This is a genomic window from Sorangium sp. So ce590 (genome assembly GCF_051521365.1).
GTDB lineage: Bacteria > Myxococcota_A > Polyangia > Polyangiales > Polyangiaceae > Sorangium.
Map to the genome: position 1 here is coordinate 10,918,175 of NZ_CP150346.1, position 25,112 is coordinate 10,943,286.

General features: G+C 72.7%; 14 protein-coding genes. 5 read left to right on the forward strand and 9 right to left on the reverse strand.

Features of this window, described 5'->3' with window-relative positions; all coding sequences use genetic code 11:
• Positions 1 to 465 precede the first annotated feature (465 nt).
• From WMF28_RS41455 to WMF28_RS41485, 7 genes are all read right to left on the reverse strand, one after another.
• A complete protein-coding gene (locus WMF28_RS41455; protein ID WP_437599260.1) occupies positions 466 to 2,583 on the reverse strand; it encodes an ABC transporter permease in 2,118 nt (705 codons plus the stop codon).
• Complete coding sequence (locus WMF28_RS41460; protein ID WP_437599261.1) at positions 2,584 to 3,330, reverse strand: ABC transporter ATP-binding protein; 747 nt, start codon at positions 3,328 to 3,330, stop codon at positions 2,584 to 2,586.
• Between the two features lie 54 nt (positions 3,331 to 3,384).
• Positions 3,385 to 4,881, reverse strand: coding sequence for an outer membrane protein transport protein (locus tag WMF28_RS41465; protein WP_437599262.1), 1,497 nt, complete (start codon positions 4,879 to 4,881; stop codon positions 3,385 to 3,387).
• A 29-nt stretch (positions 4,882 to 4,910) separates the two neighbouring features.
• Complete coding sequence (locus WMF28_RS41470) at positions 4,911 to 6,737, reverse strand: acetyltransferase (protein ID WP_437599263.1); 1,827 nt, start codon at positions 6,735 to 6,737, stop codon at positions 4,911 to 4,913.
• Between the two features lie 2 nt (positions 6,738 to 6,739).
• Complete coding sequence (locus tag WMF28_RS41475; RefSeq protein ID WP_437599264.1) at positions 6,740 to 8,698, reverse strand: hypothetical protein; 1,959 nt, start codon at positions 8,696 to 8,698, stop codon at positions 6,740 to 6,742.
• Between the two features lie 209 nt (positions 8,699 to 8,907).
• Entirely contained in the window at positions 8,908 to 10,248 is a 1,341-nt protein-coding gene (locus tag WMF28_RS41480) for a ketopantoate reductase family protein (protein ID WP_437599265.1), read from the reverse strand.
• Positions 10,249 to 10,839: 591 nt separating this feature from the next.
• The gene (locus WMF28_RS41485; protein ID WP_437599266.1) at positions 10,840 to 11,010 is read right to left on the reverse strand and encodes a hypothetical protein; all 171 of its coding nucleotides are present in this window, start codon (positions 11,008 to 11,010) and stop codon (positions 10,840 to 10,842) included.
• Between the two features lie 69 nt (positions 11,011 to 11,079).
• Between WMF28_RS41485 and WMF28_RS41490 the strand changes: the two genes are divergently transcribed.
• Entirely contained in the window at positions 11,080 to 11,928 is an 849-nt protein-coding gene (locus tag WMF28_RS41490; RefSeq protein WP_437599267.1) for a metallophosphoesterase, read from the forward strand.
• Between the two features lie 112 nt (positions 11,929 to 12,040).
• Here the strand turns inward: WMF28_RS41490 and WMF28_RS41495 are convergent, their stop codons facing one another.
• The gene (locus tag WMF28_RS41495) at positions 12,041 to 13,384 is read right to left on the reverse strand and encodes a serpin family protein (protein ID WP_437599268.1); all 1,344 of its coding nucleotides are present in this window, start codon (positions 13,382 to 13,384) and stop codon (positions 12,041 to 12,043) included.
• Positions 13,385 to 13,604: 220 nt separating this feature from the next.
• Positions 13,605 to 14,042 carry a hypothetical protein gene (locus WMF28_RS41500; protein ID WP_437599269.1) on the reverse strand — a complete coding sequence of 146 codons (438 nt, stop codon included), beginning with the start codon at positions 14,040 to 14,042 and terminating at the stop codon, positions 13,605 to 13,607.
• 367 nt (positions 14,043 to 14,409) lie between these two features.
• Between WMF28_RS41500 and WMF28_RS41505 the strand changes: the two genes are divergently transcribed.
• The 4 genes from WMF28_RS41505 (at position 14,410) to WMF28_RS41520 (ending at position 25,106) form a co-directional block, all read left to right on the forward strand.
• Entirely contained in the window at positions 14,410 to 15,432 is a 1,023-nt protein-coding gene (locus tag WMF28_RS41505) for a hypothetical protein (protein WP_437599270.1), read from the forward strand.
• 48 nt (positions 15,433 to 15,480) lie between these two features.
• Positions 15,481 to 16,734, forward strand: a complete 1,254-nt coding sequence (locus WMF28_RS41510) for a PP2C family protein-serine/threonine phosphatase (RefSeq protein WP_437599271.1) — start codon at positions 15,481 to 15,483, stop codon at positions 16,732 to 16,734.
• 19 nt (positions 16,735 to 16,753) lie between these two features.
• Complete coding sequence (locus tag WMF28_RS41515; protein ID WP_437599272.1) at positions 16,754 to 21,625, forward strand: FIST N-terminal domain-containing protein; 4,872 nt, start codon at positions 16,754 to 16,756, stop codon at positions 21,623 to 21,625.
• A 67-nt stretch (positions 21,626 to 21,692) separates the two neighbouring features.
• Positions 21,693 to 25,106: a protein kinase domain-containing protein gene (locus tag WMF28_RS41520; protein WP_437599273.1), complete on the forward strand. Its 3,414-nt coding sequence runs from the start codon at positions 21,693 to 21,695 to the stop codon at positions 25,104 to 25,106.
• Positions 25,107 to 25,112 lie beyond the last annotated feature (6 nt).

Below are 25,112 nucleotides of genomic sequence, written 5' to 3' on the forward strand. Positions count from 1 at the left end.
GTCGCCGAGCCGCGTGACCTCTTGCGGCCTTGATCCCATCGATCGACCTGGCCCGCTCCCTGCAAAAGGCGCTCGCTCACCACGTCAGCATCAAGCGACGGTGACCGATGCATCCATTTATGGAGGATACTATGAAGCTACGTACACTGTCTCGAGGGTTGGGTGTTGCTTGGTGGACGGACAAAGCCGATCGCGGTGCGACGATGTATGGCGTGGCAAACGGCTCCAGCTGGGTCGCGATACCGGCACTGGCAGCCTATCCAGCGAGGGCCATCGCCAGTAATCCTTTGCCGCGTGAATGCATTCCCAAGCGGGTGACGACAAGGCGAAAGGATCCCTCTCCCCGGACGAGGACGATCGCCTCCTGCGGAGCCAAGCGCTCCGCCTGCGCTTCCGGATCCACTCACCTGGGCGACGCGGTCCCGGCCCCCACGGCCGCCGCCGCCCGCCACCTCGCCCCCGCTCCTACTCGTACTGGACCGACTCCGCCGCGTTGCTCCGCCCCGCGCTCCGGGCCGGGTAGAGCGACGCCCCGAGCGCCACCGCCGTCGCCCCGAGCGCCGTGAGCAGACCGTACTCCAGCGGGATGGTGAGCTCGACCTCGAAGCTCGACACCGTGCGCAGCGCGCCGAGCGCCGCCGCGCCCAGCGGGATCCCGAGCAGGACCGCCAGCACACCGCCCAGCGCGCCCACCAGCGCCCCCTCCATCAGCACCATCCGCCGGACCTGCCCCGCCGTCATCCCGAGCACGCGGTGCAGCGCGAGCTCACGCCGCCGCGCGTGCAGCGCCAGGACCATCTGGTTTGCCACGCCGATCGCGGCGAGCACCGTCGTGAAGCCGAGGATCATGTCGAAGATCACGAAGTCACGCCCGGTCGCCTTCCGGCGCACCGCCTCGAGCTCGACCCCCGTCTGCATCCGGATGTCGCGCGCGGGCGGCACGTCGGCCAGGAGCTCGCCCCAGGGCGGCGTCGCCGGGCCGCCCCGCGCCGCCGCCGCCCCGGTCACCGGATCGGCGAGCGCCACCGTGTGGCCGATCGCGAGCACGTACGGCGAGATGACCGGGAAGTCGGCCGCCTCGATGACCGCGTAGGTGCGCAGGTTGCGGTACGCGCCGGGCGCGTGGACATAGCCCAGCTCGTCGGTGACGCCGACGATCTCGAACCGCCGCGCGCCGGCGCGGCCGCTCACCTCGAGCTGATCGCCGGGGCCGACGCCGAAGCGGCGGGACATCATCGTGGAGACGATCGCCTTGCCCGGGCCGAAGCGGCGGGCGAGCGCGATCGACTCGGGGCGGCCGGTGGCCTCGGCGAGCGCGCGGAGCTCGTCGGCCGGGACCGCATGGACGACGTTGGGCCACGGCGTGCGGCTCGAGAAGCGCGCCGCGACGAGGCGCGGCGGCAGGCTCGGCAGGAGACGCTCGGCGTGGCCGAGCGGCTCGTCCGGGTAGAGGAACGCGTAGGGCGCGAGGGCGCGGCCCGCCCAGGCCGAGACCTCCTGCTTGAGCGCCCCCGTGGCGATGTGCAGCGCGAGCAGGAGGGCGAAGACCATCATCACGCCGCCGACGCTCCAGGCGAGCTCGTGGCCGCTGTGCTCGACGCGGCGCCGGAGCAGCAGGCGCTCGGCGGCCCAGCGGCGCGGCGCGAGGCGGACGGCGAGCGCGCCGAGGCGCGCGACGAGATCCGGGACGAAGACGATGGCCGCGAGGAACGCCGCGCAGACGAGGCCGGCCTCGAGGACGAAGAAGGCGAACAGGGGCACGGACTGCCGGAAGAAGGGGCGGAGCAGGCCGTAGACGAGCACCATGAACGGCAGCGCGAGCAGCATGACGCCGCGCATGCGGCGCCGCTGCTCGGCCCCGCCCTCGAGGAAGCGCGGGCGCAGGGCGCGCGCGATGTCGAGGCGGAGCGCGTCGCGCACCGGGCGGAGCACGCCGAGCAGCGCGGTGAGGGCGCCGGTGCCGCAGACGAGCAGCATGGCGCTCCAGGGCAGGCGGATCGCGTGGAGCGGGATGCGCGCGCGGCCGGTCGTCGTGATGCCCGCCTTCGCGGCGAGGTACGCGAGCGGGATCGACCCGAGCAGGCCGAGCGCCGCGCCGGCCAGGCCGAGCAGCAAGGCCTCGAAGACGAAGACCGCCGCCACCTGCGGGGGCAGCGCGCCGGCGCTGCGCAGGAGGGCGATCTCGCGGCGGCGGCGCTCGACGGCGACGTTGAAGGTGAAGAACACGATGAGGGCGCCGACGAGGAACGCGGAGAGCGAGCCGAGGCGGATCGCCGACCGCATGATCTCGTAGTCCTCGTGCGTCTCCTCCTGGGCGTCGGCCGCGGCGATGAGCGTGCCGTCCGGGCGGAGGCCGCTCAGGGCGACGGTCTGCTCGGTGAAGACGGGGAGATCGGGGTTCGTGACGGCGCTGCGCGCCTCGACGGCGCGCGTGCCGACGTCGAGGATGAGGACGACGTTGACCGTGGCCGTGCCGAGGGCGACGCCGAGCAGGGCGGCCATCGCGCCGAAGCGATCGGCGCGCAGGTTGCGCAGGGCGAGCATCCGGACGAGCGGCTGGAAGAGGGCGCGGAGGAGGAGCATTCAGATGCCGAGCTCCTTCAGCCGATCGTGGACGGCGGCCGAGGTCACGGCGGGGCCCGCGAGGGCGGCGTCGTGCAGGAGGAGGCCGTCGCGCATGAACACGACGCGGTGGGCGCGGGCGGCGTCCTCGGCGTTGTGCGTGACGAGGAGCATGGCGCTCCCGGCGTCGCGGAGGGCGTCGGCGAGCAGCGCCATGATGCGGCGGCCGGTCGCGATGTTGACGTTGCCGGTCGGCTCGTCAGCGAGCACGAGCGCCGGGCGGCGGACGAGCGCGCGCGCGATGGAGATGAGCTGCATCTCGCCGCCCGACATTTGCGAGGGCAGGTGCTCGGCGCGGGCGCGCATGCCGACGTGATCGAGCATGCGCGAGGCGGCGTCGTGGTCCGGCGCGGCGCCGTCGATGAGGTACGGCAGGACGATGTTCTCGTAGCCGGTGAGGGTCGGGACGAGGTTGAAGAACTGGTAGACGATGCCGACGCGGCGGCGGCGCAGGAGGGTCCGCCCGTGCTCGTCGAGGGCGGCCATGTCCTCGCCGAGGACGCGGATCTCGCCGCGATCGGGGGACTCGAGGCCCGCGACGCACGAGAGCAGCGTGCTCTTGCCGACGCCGGAAGGGCCCATGATCGCGCACATCTCGCCGGCGTGGATGTCGAGGTCGACGCCCCGGAGCACCTCGATCGGCGTCGCGCCGAGCGCGTGGGACTTGTGGAGGTTGCGGACGCGGAGGACGGGTTGGTCGGAGCTCACGGGAGGATCGCGATCTGTCTACAGCATCTGCGCGCACGCGGTGAGCGTCGCCGCTCAGAACACGACCTTGAGGTGCCCGCCCACCGTCGTGAGCACCAGCGTGTACGTCCCGTTGCCGAGGTCGTAGTCGGACTCGGTCACCGTGCGCGGCAGGATGCCCTGCACGCGGACGTCGCCCGAGAGCGAGACGCGATCGCTCAGCGTGAGGACGCCGCCGACGTCGCCGATCAGCCGGTGGTTGTCGGGAGAGGCCACGTCGATCGTGCTGTCCGGCGAGGCCGGCGACTGATAGCCGACCGACGCGGTCGCGAGCAGCGCCTCGCTCAGCCGGTACTTGGCGCCGACCTCCAGCCACATCGTGTCGTTCCACCGGCGCGGCAAGGTCACGGTGACGCTATCGGCGATCCCGAGCTTCGGCTGGGCGAGATCCGGTGAGGAGGCCTTGACCACGAACGCCTCGATGTCCGAATAGAGCACGTACGACAGGAGGCCATCGACGCTGAGCTTGTCGTTTACCCGGTAGCCGACGCCCGCGGTGAGCCGCTTGGGGAGCGTGAACGAGAGCTCCGCGTCGCCCTCGACGAGGGGCTTGTAGCGCAGGCCCTGCTCGGCCAGGTCCTGCGTGAAGAACGGGTGGTTCATGTCGATGGCGAACTTGCCCTTGTACCGCATCGCGGCGCTGTGCTGGTACGTCAGGCCGAAGCGCAGGTCCTTGTTCGGGTTGAAGGCGAGCCCGAGGTGGAAGGAGGCGCCGTGCGATAATGCCTGCTTGAGCGCGATGGGGCGCGCGAGGACGTCGAGCTCGCGCAGCTCGGACGGCGTCGTCGGGCCGAAGTCGTTGTCCTGCTTGAGGTAGGCGAGGCCGTCGCGGAACTCCTTCAGGCTGGCGAAGTCCTGCACCTTCGAGAGCTCGGCCAGGCCGCCGACGTACGACACGCCGGCGCCGAGCGAGAGCTGGTCGGTCACCCGGAGCCCGGCGGCCACCGTGAGCGAGCTGGCGACGATGAACGCCTGCTGGAGCTGCCAGCGCTGCGCGCCGTCCGGGAAGCTGAGCGCCGCGGCATAAGGGACGTACAGGCCGACGCCCACCGTGAGGCGCTTCGGGAGGACCGGGATCGCCAGGAAGGCGTTGCCCGTCGGCGCGACCGGCGTCGTCGAGACCTCCTCGGCCGCGCCGGCCTTGCCGGGGGCGACGTTCGTCGGATCGAGCGGGAGCTTGAACTGGAGGGTGTCCGGCGTCTGGTACGCGCCGCGCCGCTCGCGCTTGTAGGTGGCGTGGCCGACGATGAGCCCCGCGCCGAGGAGGAGCTCCGGCCGCTCGACGCCCGCGAGGGCAGCCGGGTTCCAGTAGACGGCGGCGGCGTCGGACGTCGTGGGGCCCGAGACGCCGCTCGTCACCCAGGGCGCGTCGATGCCCGAGGCGCGCGCGTCGCCCGCCGTCCCGCAGACGAGGCCTGTCGCGAGCGCGAGCGCGGCGAGTCCACGTCCTGTCCATTGATGACGCGCACGCGCACGGGCACGGGGCCGCGGGGTCGGCAGAGCTCCTGTCATGACACGGGTCCTCACGGTGGGGGGGCCGATCACTGGATCCGGGTGAGGGTGAGTGAGAGGCGATGGGCGCTCGGCTTGTCGCCGATCTTGATCTCGTAGCGGCGTCCCTCGTCGTCCGCGAAATACAGCGTATCTCCTGGCTTGACCTCCACCTTCTCGTGGAGCGCATCGCCGTCGATCTCCTCGGTCGTCGATACCTTCTTCGTGAGCGCGCCGTCGGCGAAGAAGCCCGGGCTCTCGTACGCGTAGTCGCGCACGCGCGCGCCCTCGGCGTCCTTGCGGATGTCGTCGGGCGCGACGAAGTAGAGGTAATCCCGCTGGCCGGCGACGCCGCTCTCGGTGCTCGGCTGGTAGAGGTAGAAGTCCGCGTCGCCGGCGGCGTTGTCGTTGAGCTCGATCGCCATTTCCTTGAGGACCGCCGGATCCCTCGCGAGGTTCTCCTTGATGCTCGCGACGAGATCCTCGGTCTTCACGCCGACCGGGACGTCGCGGAGCGTCACCTCGAGGTCGGCCTCCCCCTCGGCGAGGCCGCCGTCGTGCAGCCGCGCCTGGGCCACCTCGAGGAGGATGTCCCAGAAGTAGGACGGCGCGGGCGGCGGATCCTCGAGGACGATGCTGCTGTCGACGCTGATCTCGGTCCATCCGGTGTCATCGACGCAGACCTTCACCGGCTGGAAGTCGCTCGTGGACGTGCCCTGGGGCCCGTAGCTTGCGCAATGGTCCTCGATTCGCGCTGCCCTGAGCTCGCCGGCGCGGGCGAGGATGTGCTCGAACTCCCAGAGCGGCCGCTCCCAGACGGGCGAATCGCCGCGCGGCGCGGGCTCCCGGCTCGTGCCGCCCGGCAGGTACGTCGCGCTCTCGGGGATGGCCAGGGTCAGCTCACCGATGCTGAGGTTTTTGGCCAGGTTGTCGAGCACGAGCCAGTCCGGCTCGCTGAAATCGAACAGGGTGTCTATCTGGCCGGGCGTGCTGTTGACGCTCGCGACGTCGGCCCTCGTCGCGTCGACTCCCTTGTACGGGAGGGCGTTGACGTCGACCCGGACCGTCATCGTGAAGTCGTCGAGGGCCGCCTTCACCCCGGAGGCGGCCTTGATGAAGCCGGGGTGCTTTGCTCCGCCCGGGTCGTCCGGATCGAGCGGCGCCGGGCCGAACTGCTCGGCGAGGCCGGCGAAGTCGGTGACCACGTCGTAGAGCGTGACGGGGATCGCGTGAGGCGCGACGGGGTAGATGCCGTCCGGGTGCTCGTCGTTCGGCGGTCCCCTGCGGCGCTGGGTGTTCGGGTGGGTGCTGACGAGGTTCTCCAGGACGGCCTGCGCCGTGATCTGGACGGGGATGAGCCGCTCGTTGCCGGCCGCGCCCACGAGGTCCGCGAGGATCTTCGACGTCGGGAGCCCGACGGCGTTGCCGACGCCGAGCAGGCCCTCGAGGCTCGTGCCGCGGAGATCGGCGTTCTCGGGCGTCATGTTCAGGAGTCCGACGAGGTTCTTCGACGCGGGCGGGAGCGCGTCGATCTCGGCGGGGGGCATGTACATGACCTTGAGCAGCGCGTTCTCGATGAGGGCCGCGATGTCGAGATCGAGCAGCCATATCCCCTCGAGCGTGGGCCGCGGGATGGCCTTGAGCTCGTCGAGCGTCAGCGTCTTGGCGAAGCCCCTCGCGTCGAACCGCAGGAACTCGAGCGTGAGGGCGCGGCTCTCGTCCACGCCGAGCGCCGCCGGGGGCGGCGGCTGCTCCACGGTGACGGCGTCGACGCAGCCGGGCAGCGCGCAGGCGAGGGCGGCGGCGGCCAGGGGGGCGAGCCGGGCGAGCCGGCGGCAAGGGGGGGCGGCGGGGCGGATGCTGTCTCGCGCTTCCATGATCAGAGCCTCTCCACGTCGGCGGTGATCTCCACCGGATCGTCGCTGTCGGGCACGTGGAAGCGGACCTCGTGGACGGCGCCCTCGTCGTCCTGCATGTACAGCGTGGTCTCGCCCGGCGGCAGCCTGTATTTCTCGTGTGCTGTGTCGGCGAGGCCCTCGAGCTCCTTCTTCGAGACCTTGCTCGCCTCGTCGAGGTCCGGGCTCGTGAAGAAGCCGGGCCTCTCGTACGTGTAGGCGCGCGGGGCCTCCGAGCTTTGATCCGAAGGCCGGAGGTCGCCCTCGGCAACGAAGAAGAGCGTTGGCGCGCCGCCCGGCGCGCCACGGTCGTAGAAGAAGTCGAGCGCGTCGTTGTTGACCCAGTACCTGCCGAGGATGATCTCGGCGATCTCCTTGGCCTGGCTCTGCAGGGTCGGGCGGAGGTCGGCGAGGATCTCGTCGGCGGTCAGGCCGATGCTGACGTTGTGGAGCGCGTAGACCGGTTGGGCGGCACCTTCCACGATCTCGGGGGTGCCGTCGCCGGTCGGGTCGTGGATCGCGGCCTGGCCGACCTCGGTGAGCAGCTCCCAGAAGAACTGCGACGGCGGTATTGGGGGCGGTTGGTCGGAAACCAAGTCGGTGAAGGCCGTCCAGCCGCGCGGGTCGCCGGCCTGGCCGATGGTCACGCCCACCCGGCACGTCCCGCTCAGGCGGAAGTAGCACCCCGTGAAGGGCACACGCTCACCATACGTGAGGTAAGCCGCCTTGCCCACGATGTGCTCCATCATGAACGGAGGGGTGGACCATACCGTGCTGGAGCCGACCGGCATGTCTGGACGGTTCTCCTTGCAGGCTGGCGCCACGGCCTCGGTGCACGCCTCCACCTCGGTGGGGAGCTCGCGCAGCGCGATGCGCATATCGATCGTTGGTGTCGGGGCGATGCCGCTGATCTGGAGCTTCTCCGGGTCGGTGAAGTCGAACCGGAGCGGCGCGTCGCCGTCCCGGAGGAACATGTCACCGCCGCCCTTCGAGAGGTCGACGCCCGAGACCCTGCGCAGGCCGGACTCGGCGACGACGCGCATCCGGAAATCGGGCAGCAGGACGTCGCTTTTCGTCGTGAAGGTCTCATCGTCCGGCACGAGCACGCCTGGATGATCCCCGCTGGGCCCGAGCTTCTCGGACAGCGGCTGGAGATCGAACAGGGCCTCGTAGAGGCTGACAGACATCCTCACGCCATCCGGATTGGCGATGGCCGGGTGCGTGCCGAGCAGCTGCTGCTGGAGGGCGAGGATGAGCTTGGGTATCGGCACGAAGGGGGCCGTCCGGTTGTCGCGCACGGCCGCCGGATCCGGCTGGACCGCCAGATCGAGGGTGATGCTATCGGCGAGGACGTCAGCGAAGTCGAACGCGAAGGTGCCGGGGTTGTCCTCGAAGATCGCCTGCAGCCCCGCGAGCGACGTCCCCTTCACATTGGCGTTGGCGGGCGTCATGCTGAGCAGCCGGACGAGCGCGAACTCCGGCGACGTCCGCCACGCCGCCCCGAAGCTCTGGCCGAGCGGGGTGAGCGCGCAGTCGTGGCCGGGGCTCGCGCTGTCGTTCCGCCACGAGGTCCCGCACGCGTTCTGGATCTGATCGAGCGCGCTCCGGAGCAGGCCTGTCGTGTCGACGTTGAGGATCGTGATCTGCTTGGCGCCGTCCTCGCCGAAGACCTGGAGCGCCTTCTGCTTGTCGAGCTCCAGGACGACCGACGGGACCTCCGCGTCGTCGATGCGCAGGCGGAACCGGTTCGGCTCCTCGATGACGGGGCCGCCGCCGGCGCCGCCCTCGCCACCACCACCCCCGCCGCCTGCGGCCCCGCTGCCGCCGCCTCCGCCGCCGCTGCACGCGGCGAGCGCGGCGAGCGCGGCGGGCAGCAAGAGGGGAACACGGCCGCCGAGCGCGGGGCCGCGCCGGGAGGAGGGAGCAAGCGGGGAGTGCGTCATGAGGGCTCCTCGTCGTGGGACCTGCTCGAGATCCACAGGAAGAGACGCCCGATGCTACCCAACTTCGACGCGCCGGCGCGACAAAGAGATCGCGCCGCGACGACGCGGAGAGCGCGATCCGCGACGACGCCAGGAACGCCGGGACACATGTCGGTGTCCCCCGGTGTCCTCTCGTTTTTCCGCCGCCGCCGGCGGGGCAGCGGTCTGCGCTACGTGCCTTCGCGATCGTTCTGCACGTCCGCTGCCGCCGCCGCCTGCTCGTCCGCCCCGGTCGCCTGCACGTCCGCTGCCGCCGCCGCCTGCTCGTCCGCCCCGGTCGCCTGCACGTCCGCTGCCGCCGCCGCCTGCTCGTCCGATGCGGCCGTCCGAGCGCTTGCCGCCGCCATGGACGGCTCGTGCGGCGCATCCGCGGGCGGGGGCCGCATGGACGATGACGTCGCGCCCACGAGCTCGCGCGTCCGGTCGAACAGCGCGCGCAACTGGGCGAGGCCCGGCTTGCGCTTGCGGGCGGCGATCGCGAGCACCTCCTCGCGGACCGCGGCGTTGATCGGGGTCGCGATGTCGAGCGCCGCGCCGCGCTCGACGACCTCGCCGTTCAGGAAGTCGACAGCGGGCGGGCGGCCGCGCTCGATGGCGGCGAGCATCGACGAGCGCATGCGGCGGTAGCGCGCGCCGACCGCGAGGAGCAGCGCGTGCTTCGCGAACAGGCCCGGCGAGCCCGCCGCGGTGCGCTCGGCGTCGGTGAGCGCGATCCAGTCGAGATCGAGCGTCCCCGCCACCTTCTCGAGGCGCACGCCGATCGCGCGCGAGACCTGCACGGTCTCGGTCATGATCTCCAGCGCGAGGCGGCGGACGAAGCGGTGCCTGAGGAGCGCGCCGAGGCGATCGCCGCCGACGGTGCCGAGCGACGAGATGGCGCAGTTGATGGCGAGCTTCGACCAGCGCGCGCCGGCGAGGTTGTCGGTGACGGTCGTCGCGCCGATCGCCTCGAGGAGGCGCGCGAGCTCGTCGAGGCGCGGATCGCGCGCGCCGTCGAGCCGACCGAGGACGAAGCCGCCGCTCGAGGTGCGGTCGTACACGCCGGGCTCGACCATCGAGGCGCCCCACGCGACGATGCCCCCGAAGGTGCGCTCCGGGCCGGCGATGCGGGCGATGCGCTCCTCGCAGAGGCCGTTCTGGAGGCAGATCATCGCGCCCGACGGGGCGAGGTGCGCGACAACGCCGCGCGCCGCCTCCTCGACCTGCGGCGGCTGCGTCGCGAGGACGACGTAATCGAAGGGGCGGGTGTCCGGGCCGAGCTCGCGCACCGCGCGGCCGCGGACCGTGCCCGGGCTCGCCTCGCCGCGCACCCGGAAGCCGCCGGCGTTGATGGCGTCCGCGATGAGGGGGTTCGTCGTGAACGCCGTGACGTCGTGCCCCTGCTCGTAGAGGTGCGCGGCGACGATGCCGCCGATCCCGCCGCAGCCGACGACCAGCAGGCGGGGAGCAGAGGAAGCGCGGGCAGCGGACGAGCTCGGCGCAAGCTCGCCGGGTGAATCGATGAAGCTCATGAGAGATCCCTTACCACCGCTGCGGCGCGGGCTCGACGGGCTCGAGGGGAGCGGCATGGGGGGACAGTGGGGTCGGACACAGAGGAGAGCGACCGCCGGGGAGGTGGCTCCGCAGGAGAGCGATGACGGGGTGCGTCGATTCGTGGCACCGCCGCCGGTATTGACCTTCAAATACCGATCGAGGCCGGCTTCCTCGCTCGCAGCGCCGAGCAGCGTCAAGAGTGCATGGGCGATGGCCGCGAGCAGCAGCAGGCGATCGCGCCGACCGGCGCTGTGGATGTGCGTGGCGGAGAGGCCCATCCCGAAGTGGTCGTGCCGGTGGCTCGCCGCGGCGCTGAGGTCGCTGTGAGCGACCCCTCGCCTCCGCCCCGAGCTCCTCCAGCGCCGCCCTGACCGCGGCTGATCGTGGGCTTGCGGAACTGGGTGCAGTCCAATTTGCCGCGCTCGTTCCCGCGCGAGCTCGCCTTGCGCGTCACCTCGGGGATCATGAAGCCGCGCGCCCCGGCTGTCCTGGCGGCCGCCTCCAGAGGACATTCAGATCACAGCGGCCTTCCGTGGTTTTCGTGACGCTGGTAGCTCGCGCCCGAGCGCTCAGGCGAAGGACTTGATGAGCACCGCCTGCGAGTACACGGCCACGAGGCCCGCGCGCTCCAGGTTGCGCTGCGAGGTGCTCCCCGCCTCCGTGACCGAGTAGGCGAGATCGCACCCCGCGAGGGGGTCTCCCGCGCGGCGGCGCTGGGCGGCGCGGCCCTGGATTCCCACGTCGCACGGGAGAAGCTGCCCAGAAGCGGCGTCGGCTCCACCGAGGTCGGCGGTGCTACCGTGCTCGCCATGCGTCTGGCCGTCCCGCTCTCGACCCCGCCCTCGATCACGCGTCGAGCGTTCCTGCGCAGCGCCGCCGCGGGCGCGGTCGGGCTCGGGGCCGCCGACGGCCTCCTCGTCGAGCCCCGCTGGCTGGAGATCACCCGCCACGACATCCACGTCGCCGGACTCCCGCGCTCCCTCGATGGCTTCACCATCGCTCAGCTCACCGACGTTCACCTCACGTCGATCAGCGGTTTGCACGAGTCCGTCCTCGCCGCGGTGCAGGAGGTCGCTCCGCAGCTCGTCGTCCTGACCGGCGACGTCATCGACGCGGAGGCCTCGCTGGGCGCGCTCACGGACCTCTGCAAGGGCGTCGAGGGCTCCGGGCGGAAGGTCCTCGCGACGCTCGGCAACTGGGAGCACTGGGGCAAGGTCCCGATCGAGGGGCTCCACGAGGCCTATGCGCGCGGCGGCGCGAGGCTGCTCGGCAATGAGCACACCCGGCTGCCGGAGGGCCTCGTCGTGGCCGCGACCGACGATTTCTGCAGCGGTCACCACGACGTCGTCCCGGCGCTCCGGCACCTCCCGAACGGCCCGGCGCGCCTCTTCCTGACGCACGCGCCCGGCCTCCTCGACGAGGTGCCGCCCGGGGCGCCTCGCTTCGACCTCGCCCTGAGCGGCCATACCCACGGCGGCCAGGTGCGCCCGCTCGGCTTCTCGGTCGCGGTGCCGCCCGGCTCGGGGCGCTTCGTCGCCGGCCCCTACGAGACGCGCGCGGGCCCCGCCTACGTGAGCCGTGGCATCGGCACGAGCGTCGTCCCGGCGCGCTTCCTTTGCCGGCCGGAGCTGCCGGTCTTCCGCCTCGTGCAGGGCTGAGGAGCGCCGGAGCGCCCCTCCCGCTACCCCGCGCGGCAGGAAAGGAGCTCGCCGTGCGTCCGCCGCACCGGCCCCTCGGCGCCCCGGCGCTTCGGGCGCCGAGGCGCGGTGTTCAGCTCGCGCTGGGGTCGGCGATGCGGCCGACGAACAGGAGGCTGCCCGTCGCGTTGTCGCGGATGAGGAACAGGAAGGGACTCACGAGCGCGAGCGACGCCGGCTGGGGCGCCGACTCGTCGCCGACGATGACCGCGGTCGCGGCCGCCGCCTCGGTGCCGGCCTCGTTCACGCCGACGAACGCCTTGTGGAGGACGTCCTGGATGTAGGGCTGTCCCGTGGCGTTGATCCCGGTGAAGTCCGCGACGCCGGACGTGAACGCGATCTCCATCCCCATCGCCTTCAGCGTGTCCTTGAGGCTCAGCTCGTAGTCGAATTTGAACCTGGGCATCGTTGTGTCGACCAGGTGCTCGCTCATCGCGCCGACGATGCCGTCGACCTTCGCCGCGTCGAGCGACGCCTCGAACGCGTCGAGCGTGCCCTTCTCCGGCAGGAGAAGCACCATCGACAGCTCGCCCCCGTCGTAGGGCATCGCGACCGCCTTGTAGCCGTCGCCCTCGGCGTACGGCATCTCCAGGTTGGCGTGCATCAGGGGCACGGTCACGTCGGTCCCGTCGGCCTTCTCGAACTGGCCGTCCTCCGTCGCGGTGGGCTCGAAGGGGGTGCGCCACGCCGCGTTGAAATAGATGGCGTTCGTCAGGACAAGCACTGTCTCGGGGGTGATCGCCTCGACGGGCACCAGCTTCTCGATCTTGCCCTCGGTCCTGTCGCTGACCCAGCCGTTGATGAGATCGACCGCGTCCTGCGGGTGGTCCACGAAGTCCACGACGTGCATTCCGGCGCCGTAGTTCAGCCCGAGCGTGTCCAGGAAGGGCGCCTCGAACGGGTAGCCGATCTGCCCCCAGAGCGCGTTCACGACGTTGAGGCGGAAGCCCGCTCCGTCGGCGCCCTGGGCGCCCTGACCGCGGCTCTCGAGCTCCTGGTCGATCCAGTTGAACGCCGGGTGGAGCCTGTCCTGCCCGAGGTCGAAGTGCATCGTATCAGCCATGGCCTCCTCGGTCTCGCCCTTCGCGCCGGCCCACGTCATCGCGAGCGCCGTCGAGATGCTGTAAGGCGAGTAGAAGACGTTGCCCGGCTTCTGGCGGAGCTGCTTGTAGAGGTCGAGCGAGAAGGCGGAGTTGCCCGAGACGAGCGCGGCCCTGTCCTCCGCGGGCACGTCCGGGGTCGAGATGCGCTGTTTGTCCGAGGCGACCACACATCCGGGCTTGTCGGCGTCGTGGCACGCCTCGCCCCCCGGGTCGGGGTTCGGTTTCTCGTTCGGCTCGGTTGTCGTCTCGCAACCGAGGATCGCGGCCAGAGACAGGACGAAGGGGGGAGCACAGGTTCGAAGGGTTCGCAGCATGCCGCTCGCCGAGCATCCGCCGTGCCGCCCCGGCCCCGAACGCGGGCTCCTGTGTCTCCGAGGCGACACGCGCGGCGCGTCCGAGCCGCCGCGCACCGCGCGCGCCCGACCCCTGACATCCGGCGAAAGAACTGGCACGGTCTGGCACAAGATCCCGGCCCGAGCCGGGAGCAGGCGGGCGCGAGCGATGGTATCCATCGCTCGAAGGGAGCGTGGAGCCCTACTCTTCGACTTCTTCCTTTGGGCTGCTCGCCCCGGCATCCACCCTCCGGAGGACGGCGAGGACCGCTCTTTCCAGGATGCGCTTCGACCTCAGCATCTCGCGCTCCGCGGTGCCCTCCTGGCCCTCGATGGCGATCGCGTTCGCGTCTCGAAAGTCAACCGTGTGATAGGCGGAGTCGCCGCTCTCCTCTTGGACCACGAGGGTGTTGAAGTCGCCACGCGTGATGTCGCAGTTGATGTTCCACTGCGGGTGGCCATCTGGCCCCGGATCGGGATTCAGGTAAAGACGGAGCTGGGGAAGCTTGATACACGGGTTGTTGTTGTACTTGTTGACGTAAGTGCATCGCTCGCCTGACTCGAGGATGTAGCGCTTCACCCGGTCCAGGTTGCCCTTGCTGAGGGTTTGCCGCTCCGATGAAGGTGTCGTGTTCTTCATGCAGCTTGCCTGTGCTCCTGCGAGGGCGACGAGCGGCATGAACAGCATGGCCACCCTTGCGATCACCGAGGAAGCGTTCATGAACGGCCCGACCAGAGGATCCCGGAGACGAAGCCAGCCGCCGAGGTGGCTGCGCGAGGGCGAGCCCAGCGCTCACAGACCGAAGAATGCCACCGCTCGCGCGGGCGTGTCGAGCTCGCCCGCCGTCCGGCCGAGCAGGCGCGGGAGCTCCGCCGAGGGGGCCCTCGCGGGCCGCGGCGGGCCGCGGCGGGACGTCATCCGTGGCGCCCCCGGACGCGAACCGTGATGTAATGGCCGTGCGCACCCCCGGGCAGCGGCTGCCGGGGACCACGCCGCGGTGCCCCCCTTGAGCGACTCTGCCCCGAAAGCGACGATCGCCGTGCTCGAGCGGAACCGCGTCGTCGGCCAGCGGATCGCCCGCGTCATGTCGGCCGCCGCCGGCATGCAGGACGTGCCCGTGGCCGGCGACCCCGCCGAGCTGCGCGCGCGGCTGTCCGAACGACCCCTGCTGCTCGGCTGCGACGCCGCCGATCTCGACCTCGCGCTCGAGTGGGCGGCCGAGCGCTACCCCAGCCTGCAGCTCCTCGTGTGGACCTCCGGCAGCACCGACGCGGTCCTCCACGCCGCCCTGAAGGAGCCGCGGCTCTCCAGCATCGTCGGCTGGCCGAGCTTCGCCTCGATGCCCCGGCCGTGGGAGATCGCGCTCGCCGTCCGCCGCATCGTCAAGCCGCTCGCGCTCCCGCCCCGCCTCTCCGACCTGCTCTCCTGGGGCGCCACCATCGTGAAATGGCGCCCCCGCACGAGCGAGGACCGGGACCGCACCGTCACGGAGGTCGCGCACTGGGCCGAGCGCGCCGGCGCCCCCGCGCGCGTCGCCGAGCGGCTCGCCGCGCTCGCCCACGAGCTGCTCATGAACGCCATGTACGACGCGCCCGTCGATGGCCGCGGGCGCCCGCGCTACACCCACGACCGGCGGTGCGACCTCGTGCTCGAGGAGAACGAGATCCCCACGCTCCGGCTCGGCACCGACGGCGCCCACATCGCGCTCCAGGCCCACGACCCGTTCGGCGGCCTGCGGCGACACCACGTCTTCGAGGGCATCACGCGCGGCCTGAGCGCCCGCGGCGCGGACTCCACCCGCGCCTCGGTGCTCGACACCTCGCGCGGCGGCGCCGGCCTCGGCATGCTCAAGATCTACGCGGCCGGCGCGGTGCTGGTCATCGACGTCTCGCCCACCGCCTCGACCCTGGTCACCTCGTTCTGGGACCTCGACGTGAACCCGCGCGAGTTCCGCTCCCTCCCCGCATCCATCCACTTCTTCGAGCGCTCCACGCCGGCGATGGAGACGCTGGAGCGGCCCGAGTGGTAGCGCGCAGGCTCGCCGCGCGCCCAGCGCAGCCCGGCCGAGAGGGACGCCATGGCTGAGATCGATCCGCTCCTCGCACGGCAGCTCAGGCGCCTCGGCCTGGAGGACCTCGGCGAGCCGCCCGACAGGGAGACCTGGAACAAGGTCGTCGCGCGCATCAGCGAGCATTACCGCCACGTCGCCGACGACAGGAGCCTGCTCACCCGGTCGCTCGACCTCTCGACGAACGAGATGGGCGCGCTCCATCGCAAGCTGCTCGCCGAGCGCGACCGCCTCCGCAGCGTCGTCGTCGCCATCGGGGACGCGCTGACCATCTTCCACGACGCCGCCAGCTCGCAGGTCGAGCCGGCGCGGCCGCTCGACGTCGACTCGACCATCTCCATGGCCAAGCGGCGCTTCGCGACAAAGCTCAGCGATCTGCTCTCCCTGAGCGGCGCGGCGCCGGGCAGCGACACCGAGGGCGCCGCCCCGGCGAGCGAGGCGGACGAGGCGATCCACGAGGTCCGCGTCCAGCTCGTCGCGCTCGGGGACCGGCTCGTGCAGCTGCTCCACGACACCGCCGAGCGGGCGTCGCTGAAGAAGCAGCTCGAGGTCGCGCGCGCCGTCCAGCAGATGCTCGTGCCGAGCGACGACGTCATCGAGCGGCGCTCGCTGCGGCTCGCCGGCCACTTCCAGCCCGCGGCGGAGTGCGGCGGCGACTGGTGGACCTTCCACGACCTGCCGGACGGCAAGCTGCTCACGGTCATCGGCGACGTGACAGGGCACGGCATCTCCTCCGCGATCATCACGGGGGCGGCGAAGGCCGCGTGCGACATCGCGCGCACGTTCGTGCGGGAGGAGCTCGGCGTCGCGCAGCTGCTCCGGCTCATGAACTGCTCGATCTTCGAGGCGGGGAAGCAGAAGTTTTTGATGACCTGCGCGGCGTGCATCTTCGATCCGGCGGCCCGCTCGCTCTCCCTCGCGAACGCGGGCCACCCGTTCCCGTACCTCGTCAGGAACAACACCCTCCGCCAGCTCGCCGCGCAGGGCTCGCCGCTCGGGGCAGCGCGCTCGGCCGAGTACGCGGCGAGCACCGTGCAGCTGGAGGGCGGCGATGCCCTCCTCTGGTTCACCGACGGCGTGACCGAGTGCGAGAACGCGTCGAGCGAGCAGTTCACCGAGAGGCGGCTGCGCGCGCTCTTCCAGAGCGTCGCGACGTACGCGCCCGAGGAGGCGAGGGACGCGATCGTCGGGGCGGTCTCCCGGTTCCGCGGCGAGCGCTCGCTCGACGACGACATGACGCTCGTCGTGGCCCGCGTGCTGTAGCCTCAGGGGGACGAGCCCCATGATCCTCGAGACGTTCCATTACGATCGAGACACGAAGAAGTGGTCCGTTCGGGTGCTGCCCGTGCTCGACAGCGACCGGACGCTGGTGCTCGTGTTCGGCGCGCCGGAGTTCCTGGACGACCCGGGAGCGATCCGTGAGCTGCGACGGGCGTACCCGAGATCGCACATGGTGGGGTGCTCGAGCGCGGGGGAGATCGCGGGCACGTCGGTGCGCGACGGGACGCTGTCGGTGGCGGTGGCGCGTTTCGAGCGGACGGCGCTGTCGGCGGCGCAGGTGGAGGTGGCGAGCGCGTCGGGGTCGTTCGCGGCGGGGCAGGCGCTTGCGCGCAAGCTGGACCGGCCGGGGCTGCGCGGAGTGCTCGTGCTGTCGGAGGGGCTGGGGGTGAACGGCAGCCAGCTCGTGGCGGGGATGAACGCGGTGCTGCCGGAGTCGGTGGTGGTGACCGGGGGGCTGTCGGGGGACGGGACGCGGTTTCAGCGGACGTGGGTGTGCATCGGGGACACGGTGCGGAGCGGGGTCGTGGCGGCGGTGGGGCTGTACGGCGAGCACGTGGTGATCCAGCACGGGTCCAAGGGGGGCTGGGACAAGTTCGGTCCGGAGCGGGTGGTGACGCGCTCTGCGGGGAACGTGCTGTACGAGGTGGACGGCAGGCCGGCGCTGTCGCTGTACAAGGAGTACCTCGGGGACAAGGCGTCGGAGCTGCCGGCGTCGGCGCTGCTGTTCCCGCTGTCGCTGCGCGCGACGGCGCGGGACGAGAAGTTCCTCGTGCGCACGGTGCTGGCGGTGGACCACGAGCGGCAGTCGATGACGTTCGCGGGGGACGTGCCGGAAGGCCACCTCGTGCAGCTGATGAAGGCGGACTTCGAGCGGCTGATCGGGGGGGCGGAGCAGGCGGCGCGGGCGGCGAGCGAGGCGGGCCGGGCGGCGGCGCCGGCGGTGGCGGGCGAGAGCGCGCTGGCGATCGCGATCAGCTGCGTGGGTCGGCGGATCGTGCTGGGCGACCGGGCCGAGGAGGAGGTCGAGGCGGTGGTGGGTGTGCTGCCGCGGGGCACGCAGGTGACGGGGTTCTACTCGTACGGGGAGATCTCGCCCTACGCCGCCGGCCACTGCGACCTGCACAACCAGACCATGACCCTCACCGTCCTCTCCGAGGTGAGCTCCCCGCTGCTCGTCCGTGGCGAAGGCCCGCGGGAGCGAAGACCGCGCCCCCCGAAGGGGACGCCGGCCGTGGCCGCCCGCGTCGTCGCGCAGCCGGCGGGCGGGATGGCGGAGTTCGAGGAGCTCGAGGTCGCGTCCGATACCCACTTCGACCCGCTGTCGCTCGTGTCGCCGGCGTCGGGCGCGGCGCCCGGGATGCGGCGCGAGACGTTCTCGTTCTCGCGCGAGACTGGCAAGTGGTCGGTGCGGGCGCTGCCCGCGCTCGACAGCGACCGGACGCTGGTGCTCGTGTTCGGCGCGCCGGAGTTCCTGGACGACCCGGGAGCGATCCGTGAGCTGCGGCGGGCGTACCCGAGATCGCACATGGTGGGGTGCTCGAGCGCGGGGGAGATCGCGGGCACGTCGGTGCGCGACGGGACGCTGTCGGTGGCGGTGGCGCGTTTCGAGCGGACGGCGCTGTCGGCGGCGCAGGTGGAGGTGGCGAGCGCGTCGGGGTCGTTCGCGGCGGGGCAGGCGCTTGCGCGCAAGCTGGACCGGCCGGGGCTGCGCGGAGTGCTCGTGCTGTCGGAGGGGCTGGGGGTGAACGGCAGCCAGCTCGTGGCGGGGATGAACGCGGTGCTGCCGGAGTCGGTGGTGGTGACCGGGGGGCTGTCGGGGGACGGGACGCGGTTTCAGCGGACGTGGGTGTGCATCGGGGACACGGTGCGGAGCGGGGTCGTGGCGGCGGTGGGGCTGTACGGCGAGCACGTGGTGATCCAGCACGGGTCCAAGGGGGGCTGGGACAAGTTCGGTCCGGAGCGGGTGGTGACGCGCTCTGCGGGGAACGTGCTGTACGAGGTGGACGGCAGGCCGGCGCTGTCGCTGTACAAGGAGTACCTCGGGGACAAGGCGTCGGAGCTGCCGGCGTCGGCGCTGCTGTTCCCGCTGTCGCTGCGCGCGACGGCGCGGGACGAGAAGTTCCTCGTGCGCACGGTGCTGGCGGTGGACCACGAGCGGCAGTCGATGACGTTCGCGGGGGACGTGCCGGAAGGCCACCTCGTGCAGCTGATGAAGGCGGACTTCGAGCGGCTGATCGGGGGGGCGGAGCAGGCGGCGCGGGCGGCGAGCGAGGCGGGCCGGGCGGCGGCGCCGGCGGTGGCGGGCGAGAGCGCGCTGGCGATCGCGATCAGCTGCGTGGGTCGGCGGATCGTGCTGGGCGACCGGGCCGAGGAGGAGGTCGAGGCGGTGGTGGGCGTGCTGCCGCGGGGCACGCAGGTGACGGGGTTCTACTCGTACGGGGAGATCTCGCCCTACGCCGCCGGCCACTGCGACCTGCACAACCAGACCATGACCCTCACCGTCCTCTCCGAGGCGCCCGCCCCGCTGCCGAGGAGCGAGCGCGCCGCGCCGGGGACGCTGCGCGCGGCGCACGACGGCGGCGAGGAGGCGCGGCCGGCCGTCGCGGAGGCGTGGCCGGCCGTCGAGGAGGTGCGACCGACCGTCCGCGTGGCGCCGAACGGCCGCCGGGCGTCGCGCCCGCTGATCCCCGCGCCCCCCTCGGCGCCTGTCTCGTCGGCGCGCATGCCCACCACCGTGGATCGGTCGTCGCTGTCCGCCTGGTCGCAGCGCGTCGCGCCGACGCGGTGCGTGCCGCCCGCCGGCGCCTCCGGCCGCCTCGACAGCCTCGTGTTCGACAGGCGCAGGATCGGCGAGGTCCTCGTCGTCCGGCTCGCCGGGCGCATGACCGAGGCGTTCAAGGGAGCGGCGCTCGCCCGGGAGCTCGACGGCAGGGTCCTGCTCGATCTCGCCGGCGTCGAGCGGATCACGTCGTTCGGCGTCCGCGAGTGGCTCCAGATGATCCAGGCGGCCCAGCCCCGCCTCCGCGCCCTCTACCTCGCGCGCTGCTCCGAGCCGGTCGTCAACCAGCTCAGCATGATCCGGCGGTTCGCCGGGAACGGGCAGGTCGTCTCGTTCTACGCGCCCTACTGCTGCGAGTCGTGCGGCGCCCAGTTCGAGCGGCTCGTCGACTGCGCCCTCGACGCGGCCGCGCTCGCCGAGGGCAAGCCGCCCGAGGCGGTGTGCCCGCGCTGCCGCGGCGCCGGCGCCTTCGACGACGACGCGGAGACCTACTTCGGGTTCGTCGCCCAGCACGGCACCGGCGCCATCCCGCCGGACGTGCGGGAGGTCCTCCTCGAGCTCGAGAAGGGCGACGAGCCGTCGGGCGGCGACGCGGTGGAGAAGTCCGTCGAGGGGCGCGTCACGCGGCTCAAGGTGGGGAGCACGCTGACCGCCTCGCTCCGCTGGAGCCGCATCATCGACGGCCTCGAGGGCCAGGTCGTCTTCGACCTCAGCGGCGTCCCCGGGGTCACCGCCGACGGCGCGGCGCGCTTCGAGTCGGCGCTCCACAAGCTCGAGGGCGCCGTCGAGGCGGTCCGCATCGAGGGCTGTCCCCCGCTGCTGGCCGAGCGCGTGGCGCGCCCCTCCTGGCCGCAGCTCGCGCGGATCGAGTCCGCGGTCGTCGAGGGCCGCTGCGCGTCCTGCAGCGCGCTCCGGACGGCGCTCGTCGAGGTCGACAAGCACGCGGACCTGCTCCGCGGCGGCAAGGATCCGCGCGTCACCTGCAAGCGCTGCAACACGCCGCTCGCCTTCGACGGCTCCCGCTCGCTGCTCTCGCTGCTCGCCGCCCACGCGGCGCGCCCGCCCTCGGCCCCGCCGCCGGCCCTGCCTCCGTCGAGCGCCTCGCCGCAGCCGGCCGCTGCGGCGGCGCCGCCGCCGCAGCCCGGCGCGGGCGCCAGCGCGGCGTTCGTCGCGCTGCTCGTCGGGGTGGCGCTCGTGGCCGCCGGCTTCGCGGTCTGGCGCGCCGGGCCGCGCGCCTCGATCGCGGGCGTCGCGGCGCCGGCGGCGCCCGCCGCGGCGCCCGCGGCCTCGGCGGCCCCGGCGGTCCCGGCGGCGCCCGCGATGGCCACGCGCGCGCCGGCGCCCTCGGCGAGCGGCCGAGCGCGGGCGGGCTGGTCTGTCATCGACGATCTCCCGCCCGCGTGGGTGGAGCGGCCGTTCGTCATCGAGGGCGACAGCGTCTTCGTCGTCGGCCGCGGCGGCCCCGCGGCCGACGACGCGGACGCGCTCGCGGCGGCGCGCAGCAGCGCGATCGAGCGCCTCACGTCCGGCCTCGCCGCCGAGCTCGCGAGCTCACCCCTTGTCGGGCTGGTGGCCCTGCACCCGCCGGCCGAGACCCGGCCCGAGCAGCGCGCGGAGGTCGTCGAGCGCATCGCCCGGCGCTTCCTTGCCCAGGTCGGGTCGTTCGCGACGCCCGAGCGCGTCGACGCCGTCGTGCGGCGGGAAGGCGGCCGCGTCCTCGCGTTCGCGCGCTACAGGCTGCCGCGGCGGAGCTTCGACGCGGCCGCGGAGAGCTACCGCCAGACGGCCACGTTTCAGGGGCTCACCGTGGCGCGCTTCTTCCCCCAGCTCGAGGCGAGCGCGCGCACCTCCGGCGAGCTCGTCGTCGTCGCCGCTCCGCGCCCGCGGCGCGGCGCGGAGCCGGGGATCGCCGCGGGGGACATCGTGCTCGCGGTCGATGAGCGCCCGGTCCACTCGGTCGAGGCCTTCGGGAAGACCGCGGCGGACGCGTGGGCGCGCACCCCGGCCGATGGTACGATGGCCCTCCAGATCGAGTCGCGCGGTGAGCGCCGCACCGTCCGCTTCGCGAAGTCCCAGGCCGAAGGCCCTCGATGAGCACCATGATCGCCTGCCGCGCTCCTTCCGAAGTGACGCTGCCGGCCCGCACGGCGGAGGCGAGCGCATGACCGAGCGCCACGCCGCCGGCCCCCTGAGCGCCGGATCGCGCCGCCTCGCCTCGCTCGGCAGGTACCGCCTGCTCAAGAAGATCGGCATGGGCGGGATGGCCGAGATCTGGGTGGCCTCCGTCGCGGGCATCTCGGGCGTGAAGAAGATCTGCGTCGTCAAGCGGATCCTCCCGCACCTCATCGACAGCCCCGAGTTCGTGCGGATGTTCCTCGATGAGGCCCGCATCGCCGCCACCCTGGACCACCCCAACCTGGTCCAGATGTACGACATCGAGGAGGTCGACGGCGTCCCGGTGATCGCCATGGAGTACCTCCACGGCGAGGACCTCAGGACGGTCAAGAAGTCGCTCCGGTCGGCGAACCGGCGGATGCCGTTCGAGCACGCGATCACCATCGCGGCCGGCGTCGCGGCCGGGCTCCACTACGCGCACGAGAAGGTCGGCTTCGACGGCAGGCCGCTCGACATCGTCCACCGCGACGTGTCCCCGCACAACGTGTTCGTCACGTACGACGGGGCCGTGAAGATCCTCGACTTCGGGATCGCCAAGGCGGCGAACCGCGTCAACGAGACGCGCGACGGCGCGCTCAAGGGCAAGGTCCCGTACATGTCGCCCGAGCAGTGCACGAGCGAGCAGCTCGATCGCCGGAGCGACATCTACTCGGTCGGCATCCTGCTCTACGAGATGTCGACGGGCAGCCGGCTGTTCCGGCGCGGCGTCACCGAGTTCGAGCTGATGCGGGCGATCGTCGAGGACCCGGTGCTGCCGCCGATCCAGGTGTGCAGCGACTACCCGCCGGAGCTCCAGCGGATCGTGCTCAAGTGCCTGGAGCGGGACCGGGAGAGGCGGTACGCGACCGCGCGGGACCTCCAGATCGACCTCGAGGCCTTCGCCCGGGAGGAGCGGCTCGCCACCTCGTCGCTGGCCCTATCGTCGTTCATGGCGGAGCTGTTCGGCCAGCGGGTGGAGGCGTGGCGGGGCGCGCTCTCCTCGGAGGCGGACCTCCTCTCGCACATCGTCCAGAAGCAGGAGTCGATCCAGAACGACGACTCGTTCGCGGGCGAGCTGGACGTCGTGGCCCCGGCGCCGCAGGGCGCGCTCAGCACCGAGCGCCCCGGCGGGGTCGCCACGAAGCTGTCGGCGCCGCTCTTTGCGGCGTCGCGGCTCGGGTCCGCGCAGGACCTGGATTCGCCGCCGCCGCGCTCGCGGAGGCACCCGTCGCCGTCGCTCGTGGACGCCGTCTCCGGGGCCGAGCCCGAGGGGGCGCACGGGCCCCGGGCCCTCACGGTGACAAAGCGCCGGCTGGGCAGCCTGCTGATCGTCTCGCTGTCGGGGCGGATGACCGAGGAGCTCCAGGGGCTCGCCGTCGCGCGGGGCATCTCGGGCCGCGTGCTCTTCGATCTGGGCGGGGTGCAGCGGGTCACGTCGTTCGGCGTGCGCGAGTGGATGGCGATGCTGGCCGAGGTCTCGCTGAACGCGTCCGAGGTCTACATCGGCCGCTGTACCGAGCCGATCGTCAACCAGGTCAGCATGATCCGCCGCTTCTTCGGCGACGGGCGCGTCGTGTCCTTCTACGGCCCGTACCGGTGCGAGCGCTGCGGCGCCACGTTCGATCGGCTGTTCGACTGCGACAGGGACGCGCACCTGGTCAGGACGCACGAGCCGCCCGCGAGCCCCTGCCCGCGCTGCGGCGGGGCGGCGGTGTTCGACGACGACGCCGAGAGCTACTTCGCGTTCGCGGTCAGCCACGCGGGGATCCAGCTGCCCGAGGACGTGCGGGTCGCGCTCGACGAGATCGCGCGGCTCGACGCCGGGACCCGCGAGGCGATCGAGAAGACGGTGGACGAGCGCGGGACGCGCATCCGCGTGCGCGGAAAGCTCGACGCGCACGTCCGGTGGAAGCGCGCGCTCGACGGGATCGAGGGGGATCTGGTCCTCGATCTCACCGGGGGGGCGGGGGTGACGCCCGAGGGGGCGCGGGCGCTCGAGCTGTCGCTCCGCGCGCTGGGCGACGAGGTGACGTCGATCCAGATCGAGGGCTGTCCTGTCGCGCTGCTCGAGCACCTCGCCTCGGCGGCGCCCCCGCTGCGGGCGGTCGTGGCCTCGGCGCTCGTCGACGGCGCCTGCGAGCGGTGCAATGCGCCCCGGCAGACGCTGCTCGACGTGAGGGAGGCCGCCCAGGCCGCGCTCGAGGACCGGGAGCCGTACATGCCGTGCAAGCGGTGCAACGCGCCGCTCTCGTTCCTGCCGCTCCGGCCGGCGCTGAAGCGGCTAGGCGCCGCGCTGGAGCCGCCGCACGCGCCCTCCAGGATGCCCGCGCCGGCGGCGGCGACGATGCGCTCGGCCGCCGTGGGGACGGCGCTGACGGCAGCGGCAGCGGGGGCGCCGGGGGCGAGCGCGCCGGCTTCGGCGGCAGCGGTGGCAGCGGGGGCGCCGGCGTCGCGGGGGCTGGCTTCAGGGGCAGCGGGGGCGCCGTCGTCCGGGGTGGCGACGGCGCGCCGGCGTGCGCGGGCCGCGACCGCCTCCGCGGCCGGCGGCCCCGGCGCGCGGTGGGCGTTCGCGGCGGTCGGGGCGGCGGCGGCGCTGCTGATCCTCAGCGTGGGCTTCGCGTACCTCGGCTGGGGCCGCCCGCGCCCCGCCGCCGGGGCGGCCACGGCGCCCGCGGCGAGCGCGGGGTGGCGCGCGGCGCCCGCGGCGAGCGCGGGGTGGCGCGCGGCGCCGCCGGCCGACGAGATGCCTCCCTGGATGCAGCAGCCGTTCGCCGCCGAGGGCGACGCGATCTTCGTGGTCGGCGAGGGCACCGGCGAGACCCGCGAGGCGGCGCTGTCGGCCGCGCGCGCCGACGCGATCTCGCGGCTCGCGAGCAACGTCGTGCCCGCGCTCGCGGGGTCGCAGGCGTATGGCTTCCTCCAGGCGCGCGGCGGCGGCGCGCGGCGGGCCGGCATGGCGGAGGCCGAGGCGAGCCGGTACCTGAAGCAAGTCGGCGCGTTCGCCACCCCCGAGCGCGTCGACGCGCGCTTCCAGGAGCGCGACGGCGCCGTGATGGCCGTCGCGCGCTACCGCATGCGCAAGGAGAGCTTCGACGCGGCCGTGCAGAGCTACCGGCGCACCGTGAGCGCGTTCGGGCTGACGGCGGCGCCCATCTTCCCCCTGCTCGAAGGCGAGCTGAAGACGAGCGGCGACGCCGTGGTGGTGGCCGTGGACGACAGCAGCCCCGCCGCCTCCGCCGGCGTCCGCGTCGGCGACGTGGTGGTGGCCGTCAACGGCCGGCCGCTCGCCAACTTTGACGCGTTGCGTTATGGGCTGCTGAACGCGCAGGAGAACGCCGCGGTCGAGCTCACGATCGAGTCGGGCGGCGCGCGGCGGACGGTTGAGATCAAGAAGGCGAGCGGGGTGCAGAGAGGCGGCTGAGCCGGC

Excerpts from the sequence above, each read along its gene's own strand:
- WMF28_RS41470 (WP_437599263.1), bottom strand. The coding sequence starts at position 6,737 with ATGGAAGCGCGAGACAGCATCCGCCCCGCCGCCCCCCCTTGCCGCCGG.
- WMF28_RS41495 (WP_437599268.1), bottom strand. The coding sequence starts at position 13,384 with ATGCTGCGAACCCTTCGAACCTGTGCTCCCCCCTTCGTCCTGTCTCTG.
- WMF28_RS41490 (WP_437599267.1), top strand. The coding sequence starts at position 11,080 with ATGCGTCTGGCCGTCCCGCTCTCGACCCCGCCCTCGATCACGCGTCGA.
- WMF28_RS41520 (WP_437599273.1), top strand. The coding sequence starts at position 21,693 with ATGACCGAGCGCCACGCCGCCGGCCCCCTGAGCGCCGGATCGCGCCGC.
- WMF28_RS41500 (WP_437599269.1), bottom strand. The coding sequence starts at position 14,042 with ATGAAGAACACGACACCTTCATCGGAGCGGCAAACCCTCAGCAAGGGC.
- WMF28_RS41480 (WP_437599265.1), bottom strand. The coding sequence starts at position 10,248 with ATGAGCTTCATCGATTCACCCGGCGAGCTTGCGCCGAGCTCGTCCGCT.
- WMF28_RS41515 (WP_437599272.1), top strand. The coding sequence starts at position 16,754 with ATGATCCTCGAGACGTTCCATTACGATCGAGACACGAAGAAGTGGTCC.
- WMF28_RS41510 (WP_437599271.1), top strand. The coding sequence starts at position 15,481 with ATGGCTGAGATCGATCCGCTCCTCGCACGGCAGCTCAGGCGCCTCGGC.
- WMF28_RS41475 (WP_437599264.1), bottom strand. The coding sequence starts at position 8,698 with ATGACGCACTCCCCGCTTGCTCCCTCCTCCCGGCGCGGCCCCGCGCTC.
- WMF28_RS41465 (WP_437599262.1), bottom strand. The coding sequence starts at position 4,881 with ATGACAGGAGCTCTGCCGACCCCGCGGCCCCGTGCCCGTGCGCGTGCG.
- WMF28_RS41455 (WP_437599260.1), bottom strand. The coding sequence starts at position 2,583 with ATGCTCCTCCTCCGCGCCCTCTTCCAGCCGCTCGTCCGGATGCTCGCC.